Genomic DNA, 13,314 nt, shown 5'->3' with positions numbered 1-13,314 from the left:
GTTTTCTGCTGAGCCTGACAGGCCGAAGGGCCATCAGATCCCCCTACGACTCAGGCGCGCAGGGCCGTCATCAGCTGGGTGACGACGCCATCGAGCAGGGCGCGGTCGGGGCGGCACTGGGCGAAGGTGACCAGCCCCTGGATATTGATCAGCAGGAAGGCGGTCAGAGTCGGGATGTCGCGGTCGGCCATCAGCTCCCCGCGCTGCTGGGCGAGAGTCAGGATCTGCGCCAGATCGGCGTCCAGCTCGGCATAGATAGCCTTGAGCCGCAGGTGCAGCTCTTCGTCCTGCTCCGCCAGCTCCATCAGGGTACGCGTCACCAGACAGGTGCCGCACAGGGCATCGTTCACTATCTGGCTGAGGTAGGCCTGTACCCCCGCCAGCGGGCTCTGGCCGGCAAAGAAACCACGGCGCAGCGCGCTTTTTTCCTGCACATAGTGATCGACCGCCGCCAGCAGCAGGCCGCGTTTGTTGCCAAACGCCGCGTAGAGGCTGCCCGGATGCAACCCGGTCGCCGCCACCAGCTCCTGCATGGTGGTCTTGGCGTAACCCTTGGCCCGAAATGCCTCCATGGCATTTCGCAAGACGTCGTCCCGGTTGAACTCGGCGCTGCGCATGGTTTCTCCGTTGAAAAAGCGATCATCGGCGCAGAGCCGATGAGGGGGAACAAAAAGGGCGGCAAGTTTACCCCAGCTGGCAGGCAAGACCAACCCATGTTGAATGCTCGTTCAAAAAAGACTTGCACACAAAACAAAAAACGTCTTGAATGCACGTTCAAGAATCAATCCCTCAGGACAGACGATCATGAATACCCTGTTTCAGCCCTATCGCCTCAACGACACCCTCACCCTCGCGAATCGCTTCATGATGGCACCGCTCACCCGTTGCATGGCCGGTCCGGGCCTGGTGCCCACCGAACAGATGGCCGCCTATTACGCCCGTCGTGCCGATATCGGCCTCATCATCTCCGAAGCCACCATCATTCGCCCGGATGGCCAGGGCTATCCCAATACCCCCGGACTCTACAGCCCGGAGCAGATCGAAGGCTGGAAAAAGGTCACCAGCGCCGTACACGCCAATGGCGGCAAAATCTTCGCCCAACTGTGGCACGTGGGTCGCCTCTCCCATCCTTTCTTCCATCATGGCGAAGTACTGGCACCGTCTGCCGTCGCCCATGAGGGGACTGTGCCACGCATGCGCGAGCTGGAGTATCAGGTGCCCCGTCCCCTGACAGTGGCCGAGATAGGCCAGCTGGCAGAGGATTACGCCCTGGCCGCTGCCAACGCCATTGAAGCAGGTTTTGACGGGGTGGAGATCCACGGTGCCAACGGCTACCTCATCGACCAGTTCCTGCACCATTCGAGCAACCTGCGTACCGATCAGTACGGCGGCAGCCCGGAAAACATGAGCCGCTTCGCACTGGAAGTGGTGGATGCGGTCAACGCCCGCATCGGGGCAGATCGAGTGGGAGTGCGTCTCTCCCCCGGTGCCTATGTGCATCTGGAAGGTGACAAGCGGGATCGCGCCGTGTTCGATTATCTGCTGGCCGAGCTGAACCAGCGCGCCCTGGCCTATGTGCATCTGGGCATCTTCGATGACAGCCTCACCTTCGACTATCTGGATGGCCGCGCTTCCGACTACCTGCGCGCCCACTATGACGGCCATCTGGTCGGGGTTGGCAACTACAGCGCCGACACCGCCCTGGATGCCATCAAGGCCAACCGGTTCGACCTCGTCGCCATCGGCCGCCCGCTGATCGCCAACCCGGACTATCTCGCCAAAGTGCAGAAGGGCGAGGCACTGACCCCTTATGCCGACGCCATGCTGACAGAGCTGGTGTAAACACGCCAGTTCATGACCAACCAAGGATGGGATCCGCGCCCCCCGGCGCGGGTTTCCAATGTTTGGGCCCCTTTCGGGCCCTTTTTTATATCCGGCCTCTCCTTGTCCGCCTCATGATCCACCACTCAACCCTCATAAAAAGGTTGCCAGTGACAACTAGTTGGCTATATTGGTTGTTGAAGACAACCAAATAGGAAGCCCTGATATGGATCCCCGTCCCCTGCGCGCCCTGTCGCGCGATCTGGTTCGCGAACTCGGCATGCTCTCCCAGCAGTGTGGCGAGCTGGCACTGACCCCGCTCGAAGCGCATCTGCTAATCGAACTGGAGAGCGGCCCTGCCACCAACCAGCAGCTGGCAGAGCGGCTGCGTATCGACAAATCCAATGCCAGCCGCCCGCTGGCGCGACTCGCCGAGCGCGAGCTCATCAGCTGGCATCCCCATCCGTCCGATGGCCGCAGCAAGGAGGCGCGCCTCACCATCGCAGGGCAGGCCCAACTGCTGGTACTGCATCAGGAGATGGACAGCGCCATGGAAGAGACCCTGGCCCAGCTCACCCTGAGCGAGCGCGAGCAACTGTGGGCCGGTCTGCGCCTCTATCGCAGCGCCCTCTCCCGCGCCCGCCGTCAGCAGGGCTACCGCATCCGTCCCATCACAGCCGCCGACAATCCCCATATCGCCGCCGTGGTGCGCGCCGTCTCTGCCGAGTACGGTCTCACCGCCGACAAGGGCTACGGGGTGGCCGACCCTGACCTCGATCGACTGCACGAGACCTATCTGGGCGAGAAGAGCCGCTACTGGGTGATCGAAGGGCCGGATGGCACCATCCTCGGCGGTGGCGGCATAGCGCCGCTGGCGGGGGAAGAGGATCAGGTCTGCGAGCTGCAGAAGATGTACTTCATGCCCTCCCTGCGCGGGCTGGGGTTGGGTCGACGGCTGGTGCTGCAGGCACTGGACGAGGCACGCACCCTCGGTTACCAGCGCTGCTATCTGGAAACCACAGAGGTACTGCGCGAGGCGACCACGCTCTACGAATCCCTTGGCTTCGAGCATCTGCCAGGGCCGCTTGGCTGTACCGGCCACGATGCCTGCGAGATCTGCATGATGCTGTCGCTCACCCGAAGCCCCTCAGCATCCTAGCAATCGATAAATCCGGTTCAGACCGGGCACCCAAGTCGCCAACAAAAAAGACCCCGCCGAAGCGGGGTCTTTTTTATCTTGCAGGCAAGCCATTATCAATGCTCGCGAGTCTGACGGAAGTGAACGTCCGGATGACGTTCCTGAGACAGACGAAGGTTGACCATGGTCGGGGCTATGTAGGTGAGGTTGTCACCGCCATCCAGCGCCAGGTTCAGCTCATTCTTGCGCTTGAACTCTTCGAACTTCTTGGCGTCAGTCCCTTCCACCCAGCGGGCGGTAGAGACGTTGACCGCCTCGTACAGGGCCTCGACGTTGTACTCGCTCTTCAGACGCGAGACCACCACATCGAACTGCAGCACACCGACCGCACCGACGATGAGATCGTTGCTGATAAGAGGACGGAACACCTGCACAGCCCCCTCTTCAGAGAGCTGGACCAGTCCCTTGAGCAGCTGCTTCTGCTTGAGCGGGTCGCGCAGGCGGATGCGGCGGAACAGCTCGGGGGCAAAGTTCGGGATGCCGGTGAACTTGAGATCCTCACCCTGGGTGAAGGTGTCGCCTATCTGTATGGTGCCGTGGTTGTGCAGACCTATGATATCGCCCGCGACGGCCTCGATGGCCTGCTCCCGATCACCGGCCATGAAGGTGACGGCATCTGAGATGTTCACGTCCTTGCCGATCCGCACGTGGCGCATCTTCATGCCCTTGCTGTAAGTGCCGGACACCACGCGCATGAAGGCGATACGGTCGCGGTGTTTCGGATCCATGTTCGCCTGGATCTTGAACACGAAGCCGGAGAATTTCTCCTCGGTCGCTTCAACGATGCGGCTCTCGGCCTTGCGCGGCATAGGCGCAGGGGCCCAATCGGTCAGGCCGTCCAGCATGTGGTCGACACCGAAGTTACCCAACGCAGTACCGAAGAAGACTGGCGTCATCTCGCCCGCGATGAAGGACTCGTGATCGAACTCGGGAGAGGCGCCCTGCACCAGCTCCAGTTCACCACGCAGCTGGGCTGCCAGATCTTCGCCGATGGCGGCGTCCAGATCAGGGTTGTGCAGGCCCTTGACCACCCGCTTCTCCTGGATGGTATGGCCCTGACCGGTCTGATACAGGTAGGTCTCGTCCTTGTAGAGGTGATAGACACCCTTGAAGGATTTGCCGCAGCCGATGGGCCAGGTGATGGGGGCACACATGATCTTCAGCTCGCGTTCCACCTCGTCCATCACTTCCATCGGATCGCGCACTTCGCGGTCCAGCTTGTTCATGAAGGTAAGAATGGGGGTATCGCGCAGCCGGGTCACTTCCATCAGCTTGCGAGTACGATCTTCGACACCCTTGGCGGCATCGATGACCATCAGGCAGCAGTCGACCGCCGTCAGGGTACGGTAGGTATCTTCGGAGAAGTCCTCGTGACCCGGGGTATCGAGCAGGTTGACCAGGCAATCCGCATAGGGGAACTGCATCACAGAGGTGGTGATGGAGATACCACGCTGCTTCTCCATCTCCATCCAGTCAGATTTGGCGTGCTGGCCTGAGCCACGGCCCTTGACGGTACCGGCGCGCTGAATGGCATGTCCGAACAGCAGGACCTTTTCGGTGATGGTGGTTTTACCCGCATCCGGGTGCGAGATGATCGCAAAAGTGCGTCTCTTGGAGACTTCACTCAGAAATTCAGCTGACATAATTCAACGTTCTTCTATTGGGCGGCGGCCTTGACCACCGTGGGAATAAATACGGGATGCCGCTCACGGCACATGTATACGCAACGAAAGCCACGCCAGCTGGCGTTTTGCCAACCCGGTGGAGAGAGGGAGGAGGGCTGCGTTACATGGGTCTTCTCGCCTGAGTCAAAGCAAAATTGCGCGACATTATACCCGCGCGAGTGAAAAATACCCAGCCCGGCTTAGGGCCGTTCGCGAAGGGCGTCAGATCGCTCTATTCGGCCCGCATTACCTGGTTGCGACCGGCCTGCTTGGCTCTGTACATGGCCTCATCAGCCCGTTTGATCAGATCCCCCAGACTGTCATCGAGCAGGCTGCATTCGGCACAGCCGATGCTGACATGCACCGGATGACCCTCCGGCATCTCCTCTATGTGCAACCGGGAGACCTCATGACGGATCCGCTCAGCCACCTCGAGTGCCTCCTCCATACGGGTATCAGGCAGCAGCACCAGAAACTCTTCGCCACCGTGCCGCCCGACCCTGTCCAGATGACGCATCTGGGCGCCGATGCACCTGGCCACGGCAGTCAGCACCCTGTCTCCCATGTGGTGACCCAGGGTGTCATTGACCTGCTTGAAGTGGTCTATGTCCAGGATCAGCACGCACAGTGGCTTGCCATTGTCTCTGGCCTGCCTGAACCACACCTCTCCCTTGGCCTGGATCTGGCGACGATTGTGGATGCCGGTCAGCTCGTCGGTCATGGCAAGCTGACGCAGCTTGCGGGAGCGATTTAACAGATAGAGCGCCAGCATCCCCATAACGACCAGCAACAGTACCACCACGATATATTGCCACTGGCGCCGCTCCTGCAACTGCTTCAACCGCTCGGCCTGAACCAGCTGCCGGGTCTTGAGGGTCTGGTTCTCCAGCTCCTTGCGCGCCAGATCGAACTCCAGGCGGATCTGGGCCGAACGCTGTTCGTTCAGCAAGCGATCCAGCTCGCTCTTTATCTGCACATACTGCTGGAGCGCCGCCAGCGCACCATTGACCTGACCCTGCTGCTCAAGAATTCTGGCCCTGGCCTGATAGATCCAGGCGAGAAAGCGCTGGTTCTGCTCCTGACTGAAGATGGACTCGGCCCTGGCCAGATAGTGCAGGGCCTTGTCCCACTCCTTTTTGGCATCCAGCGTCAATCCCATCACCAGTTGCCATAGCCCCAGCGTCGCCTCGTCCGTATCTTTTTCATGTCGATACAGAACAGGTTTCGCCTGCTCCAGCTTGGTCAGCGCCTCGTCAACCCGCTTCAGATTCAGCAGGCACCAGGACAACTCGACCCTGAGCCAGGCGAGATCCATCTCTCTCTGCTGCTGACGGTAATAACGCTCACCCGCTTCTAGCAGGGGCAGGGCTTGCTCGTAACGGCCCTGATCGGTATAGAGGATGGCCAGCTGGGTACCGACATCGATCAGGTTGCTCTGATCGTGCCGTTGCAGATAGGCCTGCATCAGCTCTTCAAAATACTCATGGGCTCGCGCGTATATCCCCATTCGCCGGTAGGTGTTGGCAATCTGGGCCAACACCTGCAGCCTCATCCCCTCCAGTCCCAGCGCAACATAGCCGTCATAGGCGGCGAGCAGGTCTATCAAGCCCTGGGCCAATGCCCCCTGATAGGCAAACATATCGCCCCGATAACTGAGAGCATCGCTCTTCAGACGAGGGGCTTCGAGAGCCTCAGCCAGTACCAGGGCGGCATCATAATCCGCCTTGGCCTGGGTCATATTGCCCAGCATCTGCTGATTGAAGCCCCGGCAGATAAAGAGTCCGGCCTCCGTCTCTCTGTCCTGCTGCTTGCGAGCCGACGCCAACTGCTCACTAGCAAACGCAATGGTCGCCTCATATTCGCTGGTACGCTCGGAATCGCGCGCCCAGCACTGCAACCGAGCGATGCGTCCCTGCAACTGTGGTGAATAGCTCTCTCTGTGGGCCGCCAGGGCGGCAACTCGCAGCCGGAAGACTCGAGGGGGAAGAGCATCATTTTCCAACTGGCTCAGCTCCCCGACGAGCACAGGTTCCGGCAAGGGGCCACGGGCTGCCCACGCCGGCATGGCCCCCCCTGCGAGCAGGAGCAGCGGCATCAGACAAAGTGAAGCCATTTTATGAATCATGAGAGGAAACAAGCTCATTGCTGCGCAAACATGGACTTATCATATCGCTCCTTGGGTGGCTCGCCAGCAAAACCTGTCCTTGCGGTACCACTCACAGGCCACCAGCCCCGGCCAGAAGCTTTGCCAAGAAGTGCAAGACGAGAGGAGGGCTGCATTATCGTTTTGTCGCACTTTACAGGCTCACAGCCAGCATCGACTATAGGCCGCAACGACCACAGGGAAGAACGAGTTCATGACATACGAGGAGCTGCAGGCCGCCTATGACAAGCTGCTGCAGGAGAATGAGCGCCTGAAGCGGGTGGCCGACGATGCGCGGGAGAAACTGGATGCCGCCATGGACGGCACTGGCCTGTGTATCTGGCAGAATCACCTTCCCACCGGCAAGCTCATCATCTTCAACCGACGCTGGGGGGCCATGCTCGGCTACCAGCCCAAGGAGCTGTCGGCCCACTTCGATGTGTGGCGTGAACACCTGCATCCGGAAGACAGGGAGCGGGTACTGCAGGCCTTCTTCGATCATCTGAGCGGCAAGAGCCCCTTCTATCAGGCGATGCACCGCATGATCGCCAAGGATGGCAAGACCACCTGGGTGCTGGACAGGGGCCGGGTGGTGGAGTGGGATGAGCAGGGCCAACCGCTGCGGGTGATGGGTACCCACATCGACATCACCCATGAGAAGGAGTACGAACAGCAGCTTGCCCAGCTCGCCCATAGGGATCCTCTCACTGGCCTGCTCAATCGCACTGCATTGCAACGCCAGTTCCCGCAGGAGTTCAGGGCCATCTGCTTCATCGATCTCGATAACTTCAAGCAGGTGAACGACAACCTGGGCCACAGGGCAGGTGATGAGCTGCTGATCGCCCTCACCCAGCGGATCAAGGCATGTTGTGACGAAGGGGTGAAGCTGGGCCGCCTCGGCGGGGATGAGTTCGTGTTGCTGCTGCCCTGGCACAGTGACGATCCCCGCACCCATCACCTGGCCCACCAGTGCGTCAATGTCATCTCGACTCCGTTCGAGCTGCCCAACGGCGAGGCCGAGGTGGGATTGAGCATGGGGATAGCGCAGATCCGGCCACAGGATGACTTCAGCACGGCGCTGGCCAGAGCCGACCAGGCCATGTACCGGGTCAAGCGCAGCGGCAAGCGGGGTTTTTATGTCTCCCAGCCCAGCGGCCAGCCCCTGCTGGATCAGGATCAGGTCAACGAGCGGGGACTCGGCCACCAGCCCGGCGCCTGAAAAAGGTCAAATGGGCAGCGGCCCCATCACCTTGACCGCGCGAATGGCGAAGTGGCTGCTGATGTCATTGACCATGTCCTGGGACTGCAATCGTCTGATCCACTGCTCATAGGCGGGCAGATCCGGCACCACCACCTCCAGCAGATAGTCGTAATTGCCGGAGACGGTGTGGCAGCTGATCACCTCAGCCATGGCCGCCACCGCCTGCTCGAAGGCATCTACCAAGGGCTCCTTGTGCTGGCTGAGCCGCACGTTGACGAAGATGGTGATGCCAAGGCCGAGTTTCTCCCGCGCCAGCACGGCACGATACCCATGAATGTGTCCCTCCCCCTCCAGCCGCCTCAGGCGCCGCGCACAGGGGGAGGCTGACAACCCAACCTGCTCCGCCAGCTCCACAGTGGAGAGGCGACCATCCTGTTGCAGCAACCGCAGCAGATGTAAATCAATTCTGTCGAGCATTTTGGCGATATCCGGTAAAAATCCCTGTTGGATTGGCTGAAGCTAGCAACTACATCCGGATTTCTCAAACAGTTTGCCCTGAAACACCCTCCCTCCTGGCTGGATAATGGTGCAGGACATTCCATGGAGGGAGCCCTTATGTCATTCACCCTGTCACCCCGTTGCAGCGGCTGGGCCGCCGCCCTCGCCACTGTGCTGCTCTGGTCCGGTTTCTTCCTCTCCCTGCGCCTTGGTGCAGAGGAAAAGCTCCCGCCACAGGCGCTGGCGCTGCTGCGATTTGGTATCCCCGCCTTGCTGCTGCTTCCCTACTACTGGCGCCACCGCACCCGGCTGCACAGCGTTCCCCTGCGCTGGCAGCTGGCCATGCTGACCGGGGCCGGTCTGCCCTTCTTCTGGCTCGGCGCCACCGGCATGCAGCTGGCTCCGGTCGCCCAGGGCAGCGCCCTGATACCGGGCACAGCCCCCCTCATGGTCAGCCTGCTGGGCCTGCTGCTGTGGCGCGAACCTTGTCCCGCCCAACGGCGCTGCGGGCTCTCCCTCATCGCCCTGGCCACGGCGACCCTGCTGCTGAGCGGGGAGCCCGGTTTATGGCAGGGGCAAGTCTGTTTTCTGGGGGCGGCCCTGCTGTGGGCCCTGTTTACCCTGGCAGTCAGGCACAGCGGACTCGCGGCACTGGATGCCGCCGCTCTGGTGGCGGTGCCCTCAGCCCTGTTGCTGCTGCCGACACTCCTGTGGAGCCCCTTGCCCACTGTGAGTCATGCCAGCATCTGGTTATGGCAGGGTTTGTTGCAGGGAATTGGGGCCGGTTTGCTGGCGGCGCTCTGTTACGCCCACGCCATTCGCACCCTGGGGGCCGAGGTCAGCTCGGCACTCGGCTCCCTGACCCCTGTGATGGCGGCCATGCTGGCCTGGTGGATACTGGGGGAGACCATACCCCAGCCGGTATGGCTGGCGCAGGGCCTCTTGTGTGTCGGCGTTGTGCTGGCCAGTCTGCCAGTATGGCGCGGATCAGGGGGGGCAATATCAGCTACGCAACCAGCGGCGCAGCAGGCGGCCGCGCAGACCGCAGTCGAGTAGCCAGCTTTTATCGAACACCCGCAGCAGGGCCGGCTTGGCGTGACGAGACATGGCAACGGCGTTGAACCGGGTGCCACGGCCACGCTGGCGGTCCATCAGCTCCACCAGCGAAGCGGGCAGACGCTGGGCAATGAAGTCGGAGATCACCAGCACATCCGCCAGCTCGAAACCGGGCGCTTGTAACTGTTGCAGGGTGGCGCTCAGGCAGGGCAGCAGATCCGTGCCGCCATTGAAGGTCATGGCCAGAAAACGCTGAGCCTCATCGAGGCCGTTGGCATCGGTCAGCTCGAAGGTCGCCACATCGGTGGAGAAGAGCATCACGAAGCAGCGCCGCTGCTCGGTCAAGGCAAGCTGCAACAGTGCCAGCGCCAGCGCCTTGGCACACTGCTCAGGGTACCCCCCCATGGAGCCGGACGTGTCGATACAGACAATCACTGGCCCCATGGGCTGCAACTCCTGATCACCCCGATCCGTGGTACGAGGCAGCAACTGATGCCTCGGCAGGGTACCTCTGGCCTGATAGCTGAGCAGGCGCCGCTCCAGATAGCGGCGGTAAAACTCCAGCTCCAGCTCGGGCACCCCCAGCATGACGGCCTCACTCGGCAGCATTCTCATCAGATCATTGGCCGGATGGATCCCGACCAGATCATCGGGCACGTCGTCACTTAACACCGGCTCCTGGATCAGGGTCGGCTGCGGCGGCTGGGGCCGCTGCAACTGCTCGCTATCGTGCAGACTGCGCCCCATGCTGTCTGCGATCTCCTGCAACATGGGCTCTTTGCGCAGCATGGCGGCATATTGGCGGATCAGCACCAGAGAGGCAGGCTGCCAGCGTCCCTGAGCCAGGTTCCACAAGCCACCGGCCGTGCGCCGCTGGGGATCCAGCACTTGTTCCAGCTCCTCGCTGGCGCCTATCTGTTCCTCCAGCTCCTGCTGCAACCTGAGCCGCTCCGCCTCGGCCAGCTCCTGCTGCAAACGCAGCAAGGCCCCCACCAGGCTGGCTCGCCACTTCTCAAGCATCAGCCGCCTGGCTCCCTCGGTGGGATGATCCACCAACTGATGGGCCAGCTGTCGCCCCTCATCGGCAAAGTCGCTACCCCGCTCCAGAGCACTGAGCAGGGTAGGCAACTCGGCCACAAGGCGAGCGAGGGAAAGGGAGATAAAGTGCTGATAGAGCAGAAACTCCTGTTCCAGCACGGGAGGCACAGGGGTATGAGCTATGGTGTCGTTCACCTGATGGCGCCAGCGCTGCAGCCGCTGTTTCAGGGAACGCCCCTGTGCCTTGCCTATCCGGATGAAGCGGGAGATCTGGGTACTGGCCAGCAGGGCGACCACCATCTCGGACACCATCTCTCCCTCCGAGATCGCCAGCAAGGCGCTCATGGTGCCAATTTCGATCATTTACCCCTGCTCCCCGCACAGCAGTGGCAGGCGCTGCTGCCACTGGGCCAGTTGCTCAGCCGTTTGATCAAGTTCACGGGCCAGGGTGAAGAAGCCCTCCTCGATGGCAACCAGCCAGCGCGAGCCGATGAAATGGTGGGGTTGGTGGTCATCAAAACGATGACGCTGGCGACGCAGCTCGGTGCGCAAGGCCGCCAACTGGTCATTGAGGTTGGCAAGGGTCTTGTACCAGGGGGCGCTTATCAGACCAGGCAAGGGCTCACGGCACACCAGCACCAGAGGAATGGGGTGGCGCTGGCTGTCGAGCAGGTTGAGACGCTGGCTGCTGTCGAGCTCAAGCTCCAGCGTCAATCCTGTCTTGCTGCCAACGGGATGGAACATCACCTTGTCGCCACCGAACTGCCAGTGACCCAGCACCACCTTGTCACACTCCAGTGTCTCTACCAGCAGATCAGGCTCCTCCGGGCTGAGTCGGGCCGGGGTAAGCAGGTGCAGCTGGATTTGCAGGCCCCGCTCTCCCTGCTTGCGGGCCTCCTCCAGAGGCAATTGCCAGCCCTTGCTGCGCTTGCCCAGCATCCCCTTGTGGGGATCAGCCTTGAGCGCCAGCCGGGTACTCATCTGCTGTTGCAACTCCTGCAAGGCCGAAGTGACGGCCATATGACGGGAAATCAACGCCTGCTGCCGGTAACAGTGCAGGCGGGCAAACTCCTCCATCAGCGTCAGCAGGGCGGTGCGGCTATCTTCGTTATGCCAGAGACAATCTTTCAGCAGCAGCAGATCCAGCGGCGCTACCTCCCGCCGGCCATGGAAGAAGGCACTGGCCTTGCACAGGCGCACCGCCTTTTTCCAGCGCCGATCCGAGACATAGCAGGGTTCGTCGCCCATGCTGTCGAGCCGCTGTCGCAGCTGATAGACAAGCTCGAATACCTCGTCGGGCAACACCACCTGCTCGATCTGCCGTTGCCACAGCTGATACTCCTCGCTTTGCACCTGCAGGCCGGGAGATAGGTGACGGGGGGAGGCGCCATCACTGGACAACATGGCCTGGAAGTTGGATTTCTCTTGCACCCTGTCCATCCAGACGCGCACCAGCATGCGGTCATAGAGCGCATCCAGCCCGCTGTCCGGGGCGGGCAGCTCGTTGGAGGCGCTGATCAGCAGACGCATCGGAATGGGAAGTGTCTCGTCGCCGTTACGGAACTGACGCTCGTTGATGGCAGTCAGCAGGGTGTTGAGGATGGCCGGGCCCGCCTTCCAGATCTCGTCGAGAAAGACCACCTCGGCCTGGGGCAGATATCCGGCGGTCAGGCGCAGGTACTTGCCATCTTCCTTCAGGGCTTGGATAGACAAGGGGCCAAACACCTCCTCCGGCGTACTGAAGCGGGTCATCAGATACTCGAAGTGACGGGCTTCATGGAAGGCCAGCTTCAGACGACGGGCAATCAGGCTCTTGGCAATCCCGGGGGGGCCCAGCAGAAACACGCTCTCGCCGCTCAGTGCTGCCAGCAGGCCTAGCCGCAAGGCATCCTGGCGTTCATAAAGCCCCTCACTGAGGGCGGCCAGCAGGTTGGGCAGGCGTTCATGAATGGGCACGGCACGGGCAGAACTGTGAGCAGATAATGACATAGAGAGCATTCCGAAGCTGGGATCACGATAATTCCGGGTCACGTCATGACGACCAGATTGCCCGGGGTTGGTTTTATTATGATGTTGTCTGTTATGGTCTGCCTGCCAACCCCATCCCGACTGACCGGACTGGAAGCACAGCAGAATGGCAAAGGGCAAAGAGTGCAGAAAAAGGCGTTCGAGTGTACCCTTCGCAGCACATTTTTCACCAACTCAGATCAAGAGTGAGTCATCATCCATGCAAGATCCCGTTCGCCAGCACATCTTGGCCAGAATCGGTATTCAAGGCTGGCAACTCAGACGCCCCCAGTTACTGGCTGGCTCTCGTGATGAGGCAGCACAGACCGGGCAGCCAGATCCCCGGCCTCATGTCGACCTGCCCACCGGCAAGCTCTGGGTGCGGGCACCGGCGCTGCCGGATACCGCTCTGCTCCATGACATCTGCCAGCTGCTGGGGATTGCCCCCCATGAGGTGAGCCTGCTGCAGGAGATGCCCGAACAAGCTGCCCCCCCGCTGCTCTGGCTCACCGAGCCGGATCCTCGCTGGCCGGAGGCGCTGATCTGTCCGCTCTCTCCCGATGCGCCCCACAAACGGGCGCTGTGGCAACAGCTGCGTCAACGGGTGCCATCCTGCCAGGAGTAGGGCCCATTGTGATCGGCTCCGGGCCGCAATACAGCCCGGCTATCTCATCTTTACCAAACTTTA

Annotated in this window: 11 protein-coding genes; 5 read left to right on the top strand and 6 right to left on the bottom strand. The window is 61.4% G+C overall.

The features are described from left to right. Positions 1-50 precede the first annotated feature (50 nt). Entirely contained in the window at positions 51-617 is a 567-nt protein-coding gene (locus ONZ54_RS03725) for a TetR/AcrR family transcriptional regulator (RefSeq protein ID WP_111587976.1), read from the bottom strand. A 187-nt stretch (positions 618-804) separates the two neighbouring features. On the opposite strand from ONZ54_RS03725, the gene ONZ54_RS03720 reads away from it, so the two are divergent. Then, entirely contained in the window at positions 805-1,842 is a 1,038-nt protein-coding gene (locus ONZ54_RS03720) for an alkene reductase (RefSeq protein WP_271787494.1), read from the top strand. Between the two features lie 205 nt (positions 1,843-2,047). After that, positions 2,048-2,980 (top strand): bifunctional helix-turn-helix transcriptional regulator/GNAT family N-acetyltransferase, encoded by a 933-nt coding sequence (locus ONZ54_RS03715; protein WP_096119686.1) that lies wholly within the window; start codon positions 2,048-2,050, stop codon positions 2,978-2,980. Positions 2,981-3,075: 95 nt separating this feature from the next. Here ONZ54_RS03715 and prfC read toward each other — a convergent pair whose 3' ends face one another. Together prfC and ONZ54_RS03705 are read right to left on the bottom strand one after the other, a co-directional pair. Beyond that, positions 3,076-4,665 (bottom strand): peptide chain release factor 3, encoded by a 1,590-nt coding sequence (prfC, locus tag ONZ54_RS03710; protein ID WP_271788243.1) that lies wholly within the window; start codon positions 4,663-4,665, stop codon positions 3,076-3,078. A 250-nt stretch (positions 4,666-4,915) separates the two neighbouring features. Continuing rightward, the gene (locus ONZ54_RS03705) at positions 4,916-6,796 is read right to left on the bottom strand and encodes a GGDEF domain-containing protein (protein WP_271787493.1); all 1,881 of its coding nucleotides are present in this window, start codon (positions 6,794-6,796) and stop codon (positions 4,916-4,918) included. A gap of 244 nt (positions 6,797-7,040) precedes the next feature. On the opposite strand from ONZ54_RS03705, the gene ONZ54_RS03700 reads away from it, so the two are divergent. Continuing rightward, the gene (locus ONZ54_RS03700; RefSeq protein WP_271787492.1) at positions 7,041-8,045 is read left to right on the top strand and encodes a sensor domain-containing diguanylate cyclase; all 1,005 of its coding nucleotides are present in this window, start codon (positions 7,041-7,043) and stop codon (positions 8,043-8,045) included. 6 nt (positions 8,046-8,051) lie between these two features. On the opposite strand, the gene ONZ54_RS03695 is transcribed toward ONZ54_RS03700, so the two are convergent. After that, positions 8,052-8,504, bottom strand: coding sequence for an Lrp/AsnC family transcriptional regulator (locus ONZ54_RS03695; RefSeq protein ID WP_271787491.1), 453 nt, complete (start codon positions 8,502-8,504; stop codon positions 8,052-8,054). Between the two features lie 138 nt (positions 8,505-8,642). Between ONZ54_RS03695 and ONZ54_RS03690 the strand changes: the two genes are divergently transcribed. Beyond that, positions 8,643-9,581 (top strand): DMT family transporter, encoded by a 939-nt coding sequence (locus ONZ54_RS03690; RefSeq protein WP_271787490.1) that lies wholly within the window; start codon positions 8,643-8,645, stop codon positions 9,579-9,581. Here ONZ54_RS03690 and viaA read toward each other — a convergent pair. Both viaA and ONZ54_RS03680 read right to left on the bottom strand, forming a co-directional pair. Beyond that, positions 9,528-10,982, bottom strand: a complete 1,455-nt coding sequence (gene viaA / locus ONZ54_RS03685; RefSeq protein ID WP_005313338.1) for an ATPase RavA stimulator ViaA — start codon at positions 10,980-10,982, stop codon at positions 9,528-9,530. The two genes, ONZ54_RS03690 and viaA, sit on opposite strands and share 54 nt — an antisense overlap. Next, positions 10,983-12,608 carry an ATPase RavA domain-containing protein gene (locus ONZ54_RS03680; protein WP_271787489.1) on the bottom strand — a complete coding sequence of 542 codons (1,626 nt, stop codon included), beginning with the start codon at positions 12,606-12,608 and terminating at the stop codon, positions 10,983-10,985. 238 nt (positions 12,609-12,846) lie between these two features. Between ONZ54_RS03680 and ONZ54_RS03675 the strand changes: the two genes are divergently transcribed. Beyond that, positions 12,847-13,251 carry a DNA polymerase III subunit psi gene (locus tag ONZ54_RS03675; RefSeq protein ID WP_271787488.1) on the top strand — a complete coding sequence of 135 codons (405 nt, stop codon included), beginning with the start codon at positions 12,847-12,849 and terminating at the stop codon, positions 13,249-13,251. Positions 13,252-13,314: the final 63 nt, after the last annotated feature.

It is taken from the genome of Aeromonas salmonicida (assembly GCF_028355655.1).
Taxonomy (GTDB): domain Bacteria; phylum Pseudomonadota; class Gammaproteobacteria; order Enterobacterales; family Aeromonadaceae; genus Aeromonas; species Aeromonas salmonicida.
Note: the sequence above shows the minus strand (reverse complement) of the source record. Positions and strands in the feature narration are given on the sequence as shown.